The following is a 17,789-nucleotide window of genomic DNA, read 5'->3' as shown; positions in this document are numbered from 1 at the left end:
GACTATAATTTAATGCAAGAAAAAGATCTCATAAAGTATATAAAGGGAGAATCTGATCCAAAAGAAAAAAGAATTATTATCAATTGGATTCGAGAAGATGTAAATCATCAAAAGCGCTTTAATATAATAAAGGCAGAATACATTGCTTCTACTCTTGATGAATCAGAGAATGTTGATATCGATACAGTATATCATCGTTTTTCTTCTAAACAAACCAAAAAGAAAAGAAGACGTTATTATATTTCTGCAATTGCGTCTATAATAATACCACTTATGGTATGGTATACTTTGACATCATTTCCTGATAATGATTTGATCGTTGATACTACAGAGTTTTTAAGATTTGATACTAAAACTGTAACTACAGGTCATGGAGATCATAAAACGGTGATATTACCAGATGGATCATCTATTACATTAAACGCTGATAGTAGCTTAAAATATCCTGAAGAGTTTGATGATGATGTGAGAAAAGTAACCTTGATAGGTGAAGCTTTTTTTGATATTCAAAGAGACGAGAGTAAACCCTTTATTGTACAAACAGAACACCTGAAAGTAAGAGTTTTAGGAACATCATTTAATGTTAAGTCTTATCCAAAAGATGAGAAGATAGAAACTACATTAGTAACAGGTAAAGTAGAAGTTCTACAGAAAGAACAGATAACCCCCATTGTTTTAGAGCCATCAGAAAGAGCAACTTTTGATAAGAAAAAAAGTGATATCAAAGTCGACAAGGTTGATTCTAAAAATATAGTGGCCTGGCAAGAAGGAAAATTAATTTTTGATAAAACTCCTTTAAAACAAGTAGTATTAGACTTAAACAGAAAATATAATGTAGAATTTGTAATTACATCTGATTCTCTTTTACAATATAAATATACAGGAGAGTTCGATAACCTTGAATTAGAAGAGGTTTTAGATCTTCTCAAAATTTCATCACCTATAAATTATAAATACTTAAATAATAAAATTATGCTTAACTCAGAATAAAAGTACAGAAGAGAGTGCTGGAACACTCTCTTCTTATAATCATTTAATTAGACTCACGAATTAGAATAATTAAAATCATACAAAACTATGAAAAAAAACCTTTCAGATGTTTTCTTATCAAGAAAACATCTAATAAGAATTATGAAAATATATTCGTTACTTATCTGTATTACTATTTCGAAGCTATTTTCATTTAATACATATTCTCAGAATATATCTATTTCTTTAGAAGAAGCAACATTACAAATGGCTATTGAAGAAATAGAAGAAAAAAGTGAATATCGCTTCTTTTATAATAATAATCTTATCGATATTTCAAAAAAAGTTTCTTTAAAAGCAAATAATGAGAAAGTAAAAAAAGTATTAAATGGACTATTTAATAGGACCAATATTAATTTTAGAGTATATAAAAATCAAATTGTCTTATTTCCTAGATATGTTAAAACTTCAGAAGAATCCATAAAGAATCTCTTAGATTTTATGGAAGAAAAATCTAATACTACAAAAAGTAAGGGCAAAACGAAGATCGATAAAAAGAATGAAGTAGTACAAAATATGGTAAGAGGAACTGTGAATGCTGCTGACGGTATTCCTTTACCCGGAGTGAACGTATTAATAAAAGGAACAAATACAGGTACATTAACAGACTTTGATGGTAATTATGAAATCGCAGCAGAGCAGGGAGATGTTTTAACATTTTCTTATGTTGGCTTTCAATCTAAAGAAATTGTCATAACAAATAATGCGTTAAATGTTATCTTACAAGAGGACGTAAGTACATTAGAGGAAGTAATTGTGGTTGCTCAAGGTATTTCAAAATCAAGAAAAGCACTGGGATATGCTATTTCTAAGGTAGAGACAGAAGAAACCGAAAACCGTCCTGAAGCGGATATAGCAAGAACCTTACAAGGTAAAATATCTGGAGTTTTAATATCTCCAAATGATGGAAGTAGTGGTGCAGCAGCAGGTATTGTCATTAGAGGTTCATTATCTTTAACAGAAGGTAATGGTGCCTTAATTGTTGTAGATAACGTTCCGTTTTCTGGAAATCTTCTGGATATCGACCCAAATAATATTAAAAACATTACAGTTCTTAAGGGCTTAAATGCAGCTGTATTATATGGTAGTCAGGGTAGAAACGGTGTGATTCTGGTTGAAACCACTACAGGTGCCGCCAAAATAGGAGAAAAAGGTTTTACAGCAAAAATATCTCAGACAACTTATACGAATAATGTTGCTTCATTACCAGATTTTCAAAATACCTTTGGTGTAGGTAATAACCTTGTAACAGACAATGGTACTATTGGTAATGTTGGTAGTAACGGAGCACGCTTTACAGATATTGATGTAGTGCCACATCCGCTAGCAGGAAATCCAAATTTTCCACAATTTGCAGATGCCGTAGTACCTTTTGAAGCTGCACGAAATAATGTAAATGACTTTTTTAGTACAGGAATAGGACAAATAACATCTGTCAACTTAGAAGCAACAGGCGAAAGAACGTCCCTAAACTTCTCTATGGGATATACCACAGAGGGTGGTATTCTTGGGAATAATGATTTCAAAAGATTTAATATTAGCGTAGGTGGAACTTCTCAATTAACGGATAAACTGAAGTTATCTTCTTCTTTATCTTATAGTTCGCGAAATAGAAATTCCTATAGTTCTGTAGATAGTGATGATGCAGATGGTGAGGATATATTAGAGAATTTATATGTAATTCCAAGAAGTTTGGATATACAGAATTTACCATTTCAAGACCCTGTGACAGGAGGGAATGTATATTATAGAGCAGATCGTGAGAATCCACTATGGACTATAGCAAATACAGGAAGAGAGAGAAATGTACGTAGAATAAATGGTACCTTAAACCTAGCATATAAATTCAATGCACATCACAGTTTAAAATATAGAGGAGGTCTTCAAATAGAAACTTCAGATGTTTTAGACTTTAGAAATAGAGGGGGGATCGGTGCAACCGCAACTTTGGGAACTTTGGATCTTACATCTAATACAGAATTTGATGTTGATAATACTATTATTTTTGAATCTAATTATAGAATTTCAGACGCAATAGGCTTCGAATCACAGTTAGGGATTAATTCTAGATATGAAACGTTTAGATCTCAGGATTCTGAATATACCGATCAAATAGTATTTGGTGTGTTAAGGCCAAATAATTTTAGAGTGCCAGGTGAAGGAGATTTTGATATTACCAAACGTAACCTTCTCGGAGTTTTTGGTCAGTTTGAATTTGATTATAATGGTTTTTTATACCTTAATTTATCAGGAAGATTAGATAAAGGATCCACTGTTGAACGTGAAAATCAAAATTTATTTTATCCAGGAGTTTCAATATCCTTTATACCAACATCGGCTTTTGAGTTTGGAGAAAGTTTTGTGGATTATTTGAAAATTAGAGGAGCATATGCTACTTCTTCTGGTTATCCTGGTTTATACAATACAAGACCAAGTCTATCATCAGACCCAAGAGAGTTTAGTGATATTAATAATGCGCTTATTGTCACCAATTCATTATTTGGTGAATTGGCAAACCCAAATTTAAAGCCAGAATTGCATAGAGAATTTGAATTAGGGTTAGAAGGTAACTTTTTTAATAATGTAGTTACTTTACAAGCTTCTGTATATTCCCGTATTTCAGATAATCAAATTTTTGAAACTAATATTGCACCAGCAACAGGTTTTGAAGAAACAGTTATTAATGCGGGTAGGGTAGATACAGAAGGATTAGAAATAGATTTAGGTGTTCGATTATTTAAAAACTCTGATTTTAATTGGACGCTTAGAAATACATTTACCACTTTTAAATCTGTTGTTGTAGATCTTCCTGGTGATATAACTCGTAGAGATAACCTTATTGAAGGTGAAGAATTAGGTGTTTTTTTAGGATCTTATGTCGTTCGCGATGCTGAAGGAAATGCTTTAATTGATCCTACGACCGGACGATTAATTACCAGTGATGATGTAGGGTTACAAGATGAGATTATCGGAAATTCTGTACCAGATTTTAGAGCAACATCAATCAATACATTTAATTATAAAAATTTCACACTGTCAACACAGTTAGAGTATACACATGGTGGAGATCGTAGTTCTGCGGTATTTGAAAACTTATTAGAAAGAGGGGTTACTACTGATACAGAAAATAGAGAAGGTAGCTTCTTAATCCCAGGTGTTTATGGCGATCTTTCTACAGGGTTACCATTATTAGATGCTAATGGAAACACAATACCTAATAGCACTCAGCTTACCGGAAATAATGCAGTGTTTAACAATTTTTATGAAGCTGATGAAAATCTAACTTTTGATGATTCTGTATTTAGAATACGAGAAGTTTCATTGTCTTATAACTTTAATAAAGGCACGTTTAATAAACTACCTTTTGAAAGTATGGATATTACGTTAAGTGGAAGAAATCTTTTCTTTAGTGCTCCAGGATTTCCAGAAGGGATAAATTTTGATCCAGAGACTACAGGTTTATCTACACCAACTACAAAAAGATATTCTTTTTCGATATCAGTTAATTTCTAATTATAAATTCAATTAAGATGAAAAAAATAAAAATATTAATATACTTATTAAGTATAATACTATTTGCGTCTTGTGAATTGGGAGACTTTGGGGATGATTTACAAGAGAATCCTAATCTTCTTACACCAGACCAAGCAGATCCAAATTTCTTGTTGAACAATGTGCAGAAAGAAGTAGCTGATCTTTTACAAGATTTAAACCGTACTACCGATGAAGTTATGCGATATACGGTTTTAAACGAAACCTATTCTGATGTATCAAATCAAGCTTCCTTAAATAGCGAATACACTAATTATTATGCATTTCTCGAAGATGCAAATATAATATTTGATTTAGCAGAAAACGATGAGAGTTTGTTATACCATAGAGGGATGGCTACTATATTAACAGCTTATGCCACAGTAACTATGGTAGATTATTTAGGAGATATTCCATTCTCAGAAGCTAATCGTGGAGATGAACAAATTTTAAATCCAAAGCCAGATGATGATGCAATGATTTATGCAACCTTATTAGACCGTTTGGATATAGCTATTGATGATTTAGCAAATTCTACTTTAGCTCCCACTAATGATTTATATTATGATGGAGATGCAGAAAAGTGGATCAGACTAGCAAAATCCTTAAAACTCAAAATGTTGCTAAATATAGGTGATAGAGATAGGATTAATGTATTATTAGCCGAAGATGATTTTATTACATCAGACGATGATTTTCAATTTCAATATGGTACTTCAGCTTCAGATCCAAATAGTCGTCATCCAGATTATAATATTTCCTATCGTCCAGAAGGATTTAGTACATTTTTGGGGAACTCATTTTTAAATTTACTTTTAAACGATAAAAGTATTTCTGACCCACGTCTGCGTTATTATGTATACCGTCAAAGTAATACCGATCCTTCTGATACATTATTAGGTTGTGTAGGATCTAGTATTTTTAATTTTTGTTACCTGGGTAATGCATATTACGGAAGAGACCATGGAGATACAAGATCTACTGGAGCTGATCGTAATTTGAGAGCTACATATGGTTTGTATCCCGTTGGTGGAGCATTTGACGAAGATAACCCAAGCGCTCCAGAATTTGCAATAGCAGCACAAAATCAATTAGGAGCAGGTATATTACCGATATTATTATCTTCTTTTGTCGATTTCTTAAGAGCAGAAGCGGCTTTGACATTAACAACAAGTGATGACTCTGCAGCATTGTTAGAATCAGGGATTAGAAAATCAATGGACAAAGTACTTAATTTTGCCAATGCAGCTTCAGGTTCTACATTTGCCGCAACATCAGCCGATGTAGATGCTTATGTTTTAGAGGTAATGACTGCTTTTGCAGCTGCAGACAATCAAGGGAAGTTGGATATTATCTTAAAAGAATATTACTTAGCCTCTTATGGAAACTCAACAGAGTCGTATAACGGTTACAGAAGAACAGGCTTACCATCAGTATTTACTGCACCAATTTTTGATCCTAATACACCGTTCCCAAGATCATTTTCTATACCAGAAGATGCTATAAATAATAATAACCAATTAAGTCAGCGCCCAATTACCACTCAGGTATTCTGGGATAAGAATCCTGTTGGCTTTATTAGATAATAAAAAGACTTCAAGTAATGAAAAAAATATATGTATTATTAGCGTTACTGATATTAGGAATATCTTGTAGCGACTCCAGTGATATTCTGGAAGACAATTTCACAAGAGGTGGTTTGGTTGTATGGGATCAAGTACCTGATTCTTTTAGACTTAATGTTTTAGAATTTGAAGACCTTGTGTTTTCTAATGGTGTTGAAGATCCCAATAATAATATTATTTCTTATGATTTAAGGATGACTTATGGTGATATTACGGTAGATAAATTTATTACACTTACTTCTTTCCCAAATACACTTACTTTTTCTGGCCAAGAGATTCTTACGGCATTGAATTTAACTAAAGACGATCTTGATATTGCGATTCCTTTGAATTTTGTTGCTGTTATTACTACAACAAATGGAGTTTTTGATGGAGCTAGAATAGATTTTGATAGTGAAACGAATAGTAATGATGGTGGTGATTCGGGTACTGAGTTGTTTGATAACCCAGCGTTTAATCAAGCTATAAATTTTGGACTATCCTTGTTTGTACCACCACCATTAAAACTAAGAGGAACTTCTTTTGAAGAACCTTTTGGTACAGATGATCGATATACAAGAACTGATGCTGTTGCTGTAGGAGAGTTATTGAATAACCCCGGTGAACGTCATGTACAACATACAGCAGTAGGTACAGGGACAGATGATGAAATTGGTTTTAGATCATTTTTTGAAGATCCAAACACTACAGTTAGCAGTCCAGGATTTACTTCTGAGCAAATAGGTATTAGTAATGATCCTGGTCCAACTGGAGGTTCATTCTTGGATGGAGATCAAGCTTACCAGGTAGAAGATATCGATGGTACTATTAGAATAGAGTTTGATAGAGTTACTGTAGATGCTACACAACATCCAACGACAGGTATCCAGATACAATATTTTCCAATAGGAGGTAATAATCGTGAAAGTGATGATTTTATTAGAGCTACAGCTATTGTCGAAAGAGCAGATGGTTCAATGGAAACCTTAGTGCTTTTGGATATAAATGGATTGGTAGTAAACGATGGACTAGATAGATGGAACCTTATTGATTCAGGTTTTTTAACAGATGTTGTGGCTTACACTTTAACTGTAGAAATAGCCGTTGACGGTGGTTCAGAAGACACTTATTTTGACCAAATGTTAGTATACATACCAGGATAAGATTTTAATAGAATTGTTTCTATCGAAACACTTAAAAATATAAAAATGAAAAAACAATATAGATTTCCAAAAGTATCGATTGTTGTAACCATAATGGTAACGATACTAATAGGTATTATCTCATGCGAAGATGAAGATTTTAGGGTTATACCAGAACCAGAACCTGCCCAAACTATCACGGCGATTGAACCTATGTTATCCGATATTGGTACAACAGTAGTAATTAATGGAACTAATTTTAGTCGTGTTCCTGCGAATAATAAAGTTAGTTTTAACGGAGGAATCCTTGCGATAGTATCAGTTGCTACAGATACAACATTAACGGTAACTGTACCCGAAGGGGCTACAACAGGTCCTATTTCTGTGAAAAAAGGGCAAATTAATGTTGAAGGCCCTGTTTTTAATGTTGTTGGAGCACCTGCAATTACAGATTTAAGTACTACCGGTGCTGCAGTCGGAGAAACAATCACTATTAGGGGTAATAATTTTGGAGCAACCGTTACAGATAATATTGTACAATTTAATGGTGTTACGGCAGAAGTTACTGCAGCTTCTTCAACAGAAATAACTGTTGTTATTCCAGATGGAGCTACTACAGGGCCACTTACCGTAGAAGTATTTGGACAAGTGGGTAGCGTTACTTTTACTATCACACCTACGATAATTTCATTTGATCCTACTGTCGGTATTCCAGGAGCAGTAGTTACGATTATAGGAACTAATTTTAGTCCCGAAGTGGATAAAAATAGAGTAAGTTTTAATGGCTCATTAGCTACTGTAAATTCGGCAACGACTACAGAACTTAAAGTAATAGTACCTGCTGCAGCGACTACCGGTCCGATTGCTGTAGAAGTTGAAGGTTTATTAGCGATTACAGATACTGACTTTACTATTGATTCTGTTTCACTAATTATTCCTATTAATGATGGTAATGATGATGTTGAAGAAGCAGCAGATGGAAGAATGACATTAGATAGTTCTGATCTCGAATTAGGAGAGTTTGATACTTCTGGTACACCAGATTTAGGGTTACAAAAAATAGGATTAAGATTTAACAGTATTACTATTCCTGCGGGAGTTACAATAGCTTCAGCAAGTATTCAATTTGTAGCCGATAGTACACCAGGGGCAGATCCTACAGAAATGACGATTTTCGGAGAAAATGTGGGTAATGCTGCTGCTTATGACGATATAACTCCAGCTAATAGTGTTTCAGGTCGAGTTTTGACTAGTGCTAGTGTGGTATGGAATATTCCAGAATGGACAGGTTCTGAAACAGGTCCAAACCAGAAAACTGTTGATATTTCTAGCATTGTTCAGGAAATTGTGAATAGAGGAGATTGGGCCGATGGTAATAGTATGAATTTTATCTTACAGGCTACGGGAGTTTCAGCCGGTGCCACAGCAAATAATGTTGGCCGCGAGGCAGAGACGTTTGAGAGTGGTGACGGTGTATGTGTATTAAATATAGTTTATATTAATTAATATCACATAATTTAAAATATCATATTTCATATTGCTAAATCATTTATAATTGATTTCTGCAGAATTAAAAATTTGAATGTTTATTAAATAAACTATGAAAAATATAATAAAATATACTTTAATCTTTTTTTTGACAATCTTTTTATCTGGTTGTGAAAATGATGATGATACAAATTCCACAGGATCAGGTGAAGCTTTCGTTTATTTTAACATTGAGGATATAAGTGTTGATCGATCAAAGTCAGAACCAGTAAGTGTTGAATTGAGATATGAAGGTCCTGAAACAGATAAAGATATAGAAGTTCTATATACTGTTAATTACCCAAGTGAAAATAATGCAGTCGAAGGAGCAGATTTTATTCTGCCAAAGACAGGTTCATTTATAATCAGAAAAGGTAAAGCAATTTCTAATGTTGTTTTACTTCAAAGAGTTAATGATAATGAAGATGCAATCCAACCTAGATCTTTAAGTATCGAATTGCAACCAAAAGAAGGTGTTACCATTGGAAACTCTTCGAATTTTGGTAGTTCAATTAATATTACTTTGGGAACTGATAATTCTTCGATAATATCAGAGGCACCTTTTATTGGAGAAAAAAAATTCTCCATAGTTTCTGGAACATCAAAAGTTAAAATCCCATATTTTTCGAATAGAGAAGATATAAGGGATGCTAATAATGATGTAATTAGAAGGGCAATAATCGTACTTCATGGATCAGAGCATACTGCTGGTAAGCATTATACAAGAATGATGGAGACAGCAGAAATGGAGTCTAATAATTTGGACACATTACTTGTTGTATCACCACAATTTATTGGAGAAGAAGAAATTGATCAATATACTTTGGATTCAGAACATTCTTATTGGAGCGGTAATTGGCGTATAGGGAATACTTCTCTTGATGAAACCACTAATCCGCGAACGGAGCGTGTTTCTTCTTTTACATTTATGGATTCATTAATGATAAAATTATCAGAATATCCAAATCTTAAAACTATTGTATTAACAGGGCATTCTGCGGGAGGACAATATATAAATAGATATGCTGCTGGATCACCGATACCAGATGAATTAAATGCCAGAGGAGTTGATGTTAGCTTTATTGTAAACAATCCTAAAACATATGTTTATATGGATAATAAACGTAAAGTCCCGGGTACAGAAAATACATTTGAAGTTCCTTCTGGTGTCATTATCGGACAATGTCCTGAGTATAATGAATATAGGTTTGGCTTAGATGACTTACCCACATACTTAGATGCAATTGGAGAAAACGTCATTCGAAATAGATTACCTCAAAGGAAAGTCACATATTTAGTAGGTCAAAATGATGTAGATACAGATATAGATACTTCTAATATCTGTGAAGCACAACTTCAGGGTAAAAACCGCTTTGACAGAGCTCATAATTATTTTGACCATTTATTAGATTATTATGGACCTTCTATTATGGATACTCAAAAAATGGGAGTTGTAATTGGAGTTGGACATAGTAGCGAAGGGATGTACAAATCAGAAAGAGGTAGAAAGAATACGTTTAGAAATTAAACAAAGAAAATCGAATTGATGTTATAAAGAAATTTTGTTTTCGGTTAGTTTTCTATTCCAGAACCAGCAATTAACCATAAAACATGTATGATGAATTACTCAATTTTTCAAACAATAACATGAATTTAGAAGGAGTCAATAGATTTCTTTGATACACTTAAAATCAATTTACTTGAGTTAGCTAGCCATAAATGAATCCGATAAGGTCATCAAATTATCGGATTCATTTTATGTGATCCAAAACGATGATATTGTTACTTAATATAGAATAATTTCTTCTTCAATATTCATGAAATATAGATCAGATATGTATATCTATAAGTTCAAGGAAAACTGAACTTTGAAGATTTATATGAGTAAATAATAAGGGATAACAATGAATACAAAATTACGATGAAAATAAACTGTTTGACGTATATATTCTTAGGAATAATTATAAGTTGTTTTTATGGTTGTAGCAGGGATTCAGAAAACATAAGAGGAACCATTCATGAAACTAAACTTCTTTATTTTACTGAGCAATATGTGACTGCCGAAAGGAAAGAATGTGAGGCTATAAGAGCAGATGCTAAAGACCCAGATGATAAGATTGGAAATAAAAAGCTTACCGTGCTTAAAAATGGAAATACTTTTAAAATTCCTTACTATGCAAATGTAGCTTCGATTGATGATGAAAACCCAATGATAACTCGTGCAGTAGTAGCATTACATGGTCAAGATCGAAATGCTGACACCTATTATAAACGAATGTTAGCCGCTGCTCAAATGGAAAGCTCACAATTGGATACACTTCTAATTATATCTCCTCAATTTCTAGCAGAGTCAGATATTAACTTGCATGGATTAGATAGCGAACATTTATATTGGAGTTCTGGTGGTTGGAAAATAGGTTTTTTATCTAAAGATGAAGAACAAAACCCTAGATCAGATCGTATTTCTTCATTTTCAATAATGGATTCATTAATAGTTAAACTAAAGCATAATTATCCTAATCTTAGAAATATTATTCTTTCTGGTCACTCTGCAGGAGGTCAATTTTTAAATAGATATGCAGCTGCTACACCAATTTATCGAAGTTTAAACGATGAACGTATAAATGTTCGATTTATTGTTAATAACCCTAGTTCATATGTATATCTCAATAAAAAACGTAAAGTTGATGGATCACCATCATACAAAGTTCCCACTATAACATGCAGCGCATATAATGATTATAAATATGGATTAGATGATTTACCTAATTATTTAAGTGCTATCGGCGCTAACAAAATTAAAGAACAGTTCTATAAACGAAAAGTGGTTTATTTATTGGGAGCTCAAGATAATAATACAAGTAGTTCGAGTTTGGATACTTCTTGCGGAGCTTTATTACAAGGAAATCATCGATTAGAAAGAGGAATGATTTACTATGATTATCTAAAGGATTTTTATGGTGATAGTATAGAAAATACGCAAACGATGAAAATTGTACCAGGGGCGGGACATAATTCTAGAGAAATGTTTCAATCAGAATTGGGACGTTTTTATGCTTTTAGGAAATAAATACAAAAAATAAGGTTTAAGATTTATTAAGAAAATGACCTGTTTTAATCAGTTATAAATATTAATTATAAATACAATGTATACAAGATTATTTAAAGTTGTTCTGGGGACTATTATTCTTTTAGGAAATGTAACCCAAGCACAAAAAGCAACTGTTTCCAATAAGAAATACATCAAAGAAATCAAGAAATTGGCCGCTAATAAAGGGGTTCAATTAGCTATGAAAACTATTGATGATTCTGATGCCGAAACGATCAAAAACATGATAACACTAACAGAGATTCCCGCTCCTCCATTTAAAGAAACTAAAAGAGCAAAAAAGTTTATGGAGATGTTTGTTGATATCGGTATTGATAGCGTTTGGATTGATACAGAAGGTAATGTATTGGCATTACGAAAAGGGAAAAAAAGAAATAAAACTGTTGTACTCGATGCTCACATAGATACAGTTTTTCCTGAAGAAACGGATGTAACTGTAAAAATAGATGGGCAGACATATACTGCACCGGGAATTGGTGATAACACAAGAGGCATGGCTATGTTATTGGCAGTTTTAAAAGGGATGAATACGGCTTCAATTGTTACTGATGCTGATGTTGTTTTTGTTGGTACGGTAGGGGAAGAAGGTTTAGGAGACCTAAGGGGAGTAAAACATTTATTTAGTGATGCATCAGACATTAAGATTGATTCATGGATTTCTATTGATGGAGGAAGCTCGGGGCGTATTATTAATGGGGGATTAGGTTCTAAAAGATATAAAGCAATTTTCAGAGGAAAAGGAGGACATTCGTGGGGAGCTTTTGGATTAGCAAATCCTCATCACGCCTTAGGGAAAGCAATTACAATGTTTGTAGAAGAAGCTACAAAGTATACCGCAATTAAAGGCCCTAAAACTTCATTTAATGTTGGTAGAATAGGAGGGGGGACATCTGTAAATTCTATACCTTTTGAATCTTGGGCAGAAATAGATATGCGTTCATTAAGCCCAAAAAGATTATTAGAAATAGATAGTATTTTTAAAAAATGTATGAAAAAAGCAGAAACAGCTTATAACAGTACGGAGATCAAAGATAAAGTAACCTTGGAAATGAAATCTATTGGTGATCGTCCATCAGGGATATTAGATATAAATACACCTTTGACACAAAAATCATTGGCATCAGCTTTATTTCTGGGTATTGTTCCTAAATTAAGAACAGGATCAACTAATAGCAATATTCCGATAGCAAAAAATATTCCAGCAGTAACTTTAAGTCGGGGAGGGAAAGGAAGTAGAGCACATGCATTAGATGAAAAATGGACAAATACATCTGAAGCAACCAAAAATATAAAGCTTGCGATGTTGATTACTATAGCAGAAGCTGGTATTGTAAATTGAAATGTTGTATAATATTACTCCAGATTACTATGATCGTTACCCAGCATTATTGTAGGTTCTGAAATCTATATTGATGTTTACAAAATTTTAGGGGTTATTTTGAAAAATCACTCAAAATAATCCCTATTTTTATTTGTATGGAATATAAGATACTAAGTGAAGACCTCGTTTATGACGGTTTTTTAAAAATCAGAAAAGCCTCTGTTATTCACGATCGTTTTAACCAGAACACACCTATCAATTATGTGCGCGAAATGATGGATAAAGGGGATTGTGTGGCAGTATTATTATATGAAAAAGATACTGATAAAGTGTTGTTTATTAATCAGTTTAGATATCCTACAATAAAAAACGATAATGGGTGGTTGTTAGAGATTCCAGCAGGTGGAATAGAAGAAAATGAAGATGCAAAAGATTGTGCAATAAGAGAAGTAGAAGAGGAGACAGGCTATAAAGTTCATAAACTAGAACATATTTCTACATTTTATGCTACTCCGGGAGTTTCTTCAGAACGAATGTATTTATATTATGGAGAAGTTTTTGAAAGAGATCAAATAAGTAAAGGAGGAGGTGTTGAAGAAGAAGATGAAGATATTCAACTCTGTAAAATCTCAATTTCAGAAATAAAAACATTATTAGAATCTAAAATTATCAATGATGCAAAATCTATCATTGCTTTGCAATGGTTTATGATACATAAAACAGAAAAATTTTAGAGCTATTATTTTAAGTTTCTTAGGATAAAATCTAATTTAGTATTTGTATTTAAATTTTCGCTAAAAGAATCAGTAATGTGTTTACTTTTATGGGCTAAACCTAATTGTTGAAGTTTGATAATAGATTCCGTGTCTTCTAAAGTAACTTTACCAGTTAATAAAATATTCATGTCCTTATTAGCATAATAATAGTCGTATATTTTCTTTAACCCGGTTAGATATAGATAATCCTTTGTAAATCCTCCTCCTCGATGCACTCTCAAGGTAATTTGCCAGGCAGCTTCCCGATCTAATTTGTATTGACTATATAAAAGATCAAAAGTATCTTTAAAATCATATCCTTTAATTAGGCTATCCGCAGCAATAACTCTATATGCCAATTCTTTCATTCGTTTTAAGGTCAGACAACCAGACATGTATTCACTAAAAACAGCCAAACCTTCTTGAGTTTCTGTATTGTTAACATAACCATTAGAAAATATTTTTAATGGTTGACTTTTACCATTAAAAGTAGTAACCATATGTACTCCTATTTCATGATTAGCTAATACCATTAAGTCATTGTCACTAAACATGTGATTTTTCTTTAATAGTAATGTTTCCGAAGCATTAAGTACCATAGCAGCTGCCGAGATATTTGTAGATTTCTTGATGTTGAAATCAAAATTATATCGTTTCCCGAATGCTATGAAATATGCTTCGGCATCTGATGCTGTATGTTTATTTATTGTTGTATTTGTATTGTTTTCATCCTCAAAATGAAGAATAAAACGGGCATTTTCAACATCACGTTCTTTAGGAGTTCCAAAAACTTTTAGAGAATTATAATAAAAGTTCTTCCCTTTACCGATCGTTTCTATGCATTGTATCAATCCAGAATATTCATAAATTATGTTTTGATATAATTTTCTTATTTCTTCATCTTCTATACGTTCAAGCCTTTGACTAAAAAATAATCGCTGCATTTTGTAGGGATTAAATTTTATTTTCCGGTAGTTGAATTTGGGATTGAACCTGTATTTACAAGCAAAAAAATTCTTTTTTTCTTGCTCTATATTAAGAGGATTCAAGTAATTAAGAAGTTCTATATTTTTTACAAGTCGATCTAGATTTTGATCAATATCAAAAAGGTCGCTATATGTTTCTACTGCATCTTCGATCATATTCTTATCATTTTATAATAGAAAGCACAAACTAACTGCAAAAAAGGGAGATTAACCAATAAATTGATTGTAAAATGTTTTAGCATGTTCTGGAAGTCGTTTTTTTAAACCTTCTTGAATTGCATGAATAACCTCTGGATACATTATGTATTCTAATTCATGACAATAAATTTTGGAAAATTCTGTAGCTAATACAAGTGTGTTTTTAAAATGTTCTGTAATGTATTTTAAAAAATATCCGTTACCTTGAAATGTATCATTAATAGCGGCACTGGTTTTTATAAAATTAGGTAATTCGATGGTAGACAAAGTAGTGCACCATGATTCTATAAAGGAAGAATATAGATCATTATTGATATTTGTAGTGCCTAAATTAACTACAGGGACTTCTCGATCCCAACGCCTCCAATTATAAGAATGTAAGTCATATACAATTGCAGCACCATATTTTGATTCAACTTTTGAAATTAAAGCATGGACTACTTTATAAAAATTATGATGTTTTTCTAATGAATGGTTTTTTTCTTCTGACGATAAAGGTGTTTTCCAGAGTTTTTTGCCCCATACATCTTCGTATATGGCATGATCTGGGGCTCTATTAAGATCATATTCAAATCGTGAATCACATCCGGCAATGACTATTGGATGATCTTGTATCATCTGCTTGGTTGCAGGATCTTCTTCATACCATCTGTCATATTCGCTATGTAAACACTTTTTCCATAGTGCTTTACGAAACTGATGACCATCATGTACGGCACCACAGATATAATATGTATAGGAATCTATTTTTAGAGTAAAAGAATAATCTTCGGCTACAGCATGAAAGGGTTCTTCGGTTTCTATCTTAGCAATTATTTCTCTTACAGAAAGCTTAAGCATCGTCTACTGTTTTTCTAAGTTTTGCTTTTCTATCAAATCGGTTGACACGTTGTATAACCTTGTCTTCTATAAAATCAATTACTTTTTCCTGTAATTTTACTTTATATTTTTTATTAATATATGTAATTCCTCCAGGACTCATTACATTGACTTCGACCAACATTCCATTTATAACATCGATTCCAACAAAATAAAGTCCATCTTTTACTAGTTTCGGACCAATTTTACGACATAATTCTTTTTCTTGTTTGGTAAGTGAATGCTTTACTACAGACCCTCCAGCGGTGACATTTGATCTATGATCATCTATACCTGGGATTCTGCGCATGGCGCCTATTGGTTTTCCATTAAGAATTAAAATACGAACATCTCCTTGATCAGCGCCTTCTATATAATCCTGTAGAATAACATAATTAGTAGACCCATCCTTGTTATCAATATAAAAATCCAATAAGGACCGTATACTGGTCATTGCCCTTTTCTCTATTAAGATTACACCAGAACCACCAAAACCATTTAAAGGCTTTAAGATCATCTTATCACATTCGGATTCTTTGATCATTTTAATCAGGTAATCTTTATTTTTGGTTACATGAGTGTTCGGTATAAAATGTGTTTCAATATCATCGAAGGCAGCAGTATATAATTTATTATTCGACCTGCGTATCCCATCAATATCATTCATAATAAATACGTCATCTTTTACAGAGTCCAAAAAGTTAAGCATAATCATGTCCAAAGGAGGATTACTACGTAATATGAGGACATCAAACCCAGCTAGTGGGAGCATTTCATCTCTAAAAGATGTTTTTGTATAAAAAGATTTCATAGATGAAGATACTTTTTCTGGCCTATTAATTACTTTGCAAAAAGAAAAAGTAACACTATCACGAATGGTAAGGTTAGATGGAGTGGCTATAGCTACTCCATGCCCTCTTTTTACACATTCATGAATTAGAGTAAGAGAAGTATCCTTTTCAGGATCGATTTCTTCCCAAGGGTACATTAAGAAACAAACATTCATTACTGATGATTTTTGAAAAGCAAAATTTACGTTTTTTATGTGAAAATCTATAAAAAACTTAAAATAAAATTTGGCTCCTGAAATACAATTGATTATTCACATTCCATATCAATACTTAACTTTTTCATCTTCTTCCAAATTTGATGGTCTGGAGTTTGAGGAGAAATAGTAAATAGTATGAGATGTTTGTTTTGTGCATTACAGAAACTATTATTTACAATTATATTAAGAGATACTTCTTTTTTGGTAGTAAAGGCATCATAGGTTAATATTTTTCCAACATATATACCTTCGTTGACATTTTCAAAAAAAGCTTTAGACGTGATATTTTTCTGAGTAGAATTTTGATCTGATTTGGAAACGGTACTCATTAATCCATCAAAATATGTCTCCATTGCAGTTTCAAGTTTTTTGGGAGACAATTTGGGATCTTGATCTATAACCCACAAAAATGCACATGAAAAATAATCTGGAGCTCCTTGTTTTCCCCATCCTGGAGAAAAACAGATATACTCTGTACCCGAATATTGTAAAGAAGGTGCAAATTCTAAAGGAAATTCAATAACTTCGCTTCTCCAATGCTCTGGAAAGAGTAAAGGAGTCTTTTTTGAAGTATCATTGCCACAGTGTATAAAAAGTGACGTTATTATAATAAAAGGTATGGTTTTTGCAAAAGACATATTAAAGTATTAATTTAAGCACTAAAAGTACGAAATTGTTTAA

Annotated in this window: 13 protein-coding genes; 9 read left to right on the top strand and 4 right to left on the bottom strand. The window is 32.5% G+C overall.

The features are described 5' to 3' along the window. Positions 1 to 12: 12 nt before the first annotated feature. The 9 genes from DK442_RS19050 to DK442_RS19010 all read left to right on the top strand — a co-directional run bounded on the left by DK442_RS19050 (position 13) and on the right by DK442_RS19010 (position 13,997). Positions 13 to 990 (top strand): FecR family protein, encoded by a 978-nt coding sequence (locus DK442_RS19050; RefSeq protein ID WP_109437486.1) that lies wholly within the window; start codon positions 13 to 15, stop codon positions 988 to 990. 87 nt (positions 991 to 1,077) lie between these two features. Then, positions 1,078 to 4,542 (top strand): SusC/RagA family TonB-linked outer membrane protein, encoded by a 3,465-nt coding sequence (locus DK442_RS19045; RefSeq protein WP_109437485.1) that lies wholly within the window; start codon positions 1,078 to 1,080, stop codon positions 4,540 to 4,542. Between the two features lie 17 nt (positions 4,543 to 4,559). Next, positions 4,560 to 6,146 carry a SusD/RagB family nutrient-binding outer membrane lipoprotein gene (locus tag DK442_RS19040; RefSeq protein WP_109437484.1) on the top strand — a complete coding sequence of 529 codons (1,587 nt, stop codon included), beginning with the start codon at positions 4,560 to 4,562 and terminating at the stop codon, positions 6,144 to 6,146. 17 nt (positions 6,147 to 6,163) lie between these two features. Continuing rightward, a complete protein-coding gene (locus DK442_RS19035) occupies positions 6,164 to 7,327 on the top strand; it encodes a hypothetical protein (RefSeq protein WP_109437483.1) in 1,164 nt (387 codons plus the stop codon). A gap of 45 nt (positions 7,328 to 7,372) precedes the next feature. Continuing rightward, the gene (locus DK442_RS19030) at positions 7,373 to 8,812 is read left to right on the top strand and encodes an IPT/TIG domain-containing protein (protein WP_109437482.1); all 1,440 of its coding nucleotides are present in this window, start codon (positions 7,373 to 7,375) and stop codon (positions 8,810 to 8,812) included. Positions 8,813 to 8,906: 94 nt separating this feature from the next. Then, on the top strand, positions 8,907 to 10,361 hold the full coding sequence (locus DK442_RS19025) for a hypothetical protein (protein WP_109437481.1): 1,455 nt from the start codon (positions 8,907 to 8,909) through the stop codon (positions 10,359 to 10,361). Between the two features lie 393 nt (positions 10,362 to 10,754). Continuing rightward, a complete protein-coding gene (locus DK442_RS19020; RefSeq protein ID WP_109437480.1) occupies positions 10,755 to 11,903 on the top strand; it encodes a hypothetical protein in 1,149 nt (382 codons plus the stop codon). 76 nt (positions 11,904 to 11,979) lie between these two features. After that, complete coding sequence (locus DK442_RS19015) at positions 11,980 to 13,281, top strand: M20/M25/M40 family metallo-hydrolase (protein ID WP_109437479.1); 1,302 nt, start codon at positions 11,980 to 11,982, stop codon at positions 13,279 to 13,281. Positions 13,282 to 13,418: 137 nt separating this feature from the next. Then, the gene (locus tag DK442_RS19010) at positions 13,419 to 13,997 is read left to right on the top strand and encodes an NUDIX domain-containing protein (RefSeq protein ID WP_109437478.1); all 579 of its coding nucleotides are present in this window, start codon (positions 13,419 to 13,421) and stop codon (positions 13,995 to 13,997) included. 5 nt (positions 13,998 to 14,002) lie between these two features. On the opposite strand, the gene DK442_RS19005 is transcribed toward DK442_RS19010, so the two are convergent. From DK442_RS19005 to DK442_RS18990, 4 genes are all read right to left on the bottom strand, one after another. Beyond that, a complete protein-coding gene (locus tag DK442_RS19005; RefSeq protein ID WP_109437477.1) occupies positions 14,003 to 15,160 on the bottom strand; it encodes a flavohemoglobin expression-modulating QEGLA motif protein in 1,158 nt (385 codons plus the stop codon). A gap of 51 nt (positions 15,161 to 15,211) precedes the next feature. Beyond that, complete coding sequence (locus DK442_RS19000; RefSeq protein WP_109437476.1) at positions 15,212 to 16,042, bottom strand: N-formylglutamate amidohydrolase; 831 nt, start codon at positions 16,040 to 16,042, stop codon at positions 15,212 to 15,214. Continuing rightward, positions 16,035 to 17,066, bottom strand: a complete 1,032-nt coding sequence (gshB, locus tag DK442_RS18995) for a glutathione synthase (protein WP_109437475.1) — start codon at positions 17,064 to 17,066, stop codon at positions 16,035 to 16,037. Before gshB ends, DK442_RS19000 begins: the two co-directional genes overlap by 8 nt. A gap of 92 nt (positions 17,067 to 17,158) precedes the next feature. Further along, positions 17,159 to 17,746, bottom strand: coding sequence for a hypothetical protein (locus DK442_RS18990; protein ID WP_109437474.1), 588 nt, complete (start codon positions 17,744 to 17,746; stop codon positions 17,159 to 17,161). Positions 17,747 to 17,789: the final 43 nt, after the last annotated feature.

Origin of the sequence: Aquimarina sp. AU119 (assembly GCF_900312735.1) — a bacterium.
Classification (GTDB): domain Bacteria; phylum Bacteroidota; class Bacteroidia; order Flavobacteriales; family Flavobacteriaceae; genus Aquimarina; species Aquimarina algiphila.
This window is presented reverse-complemented; position numbering and strand designations above follow the sequence as displayed.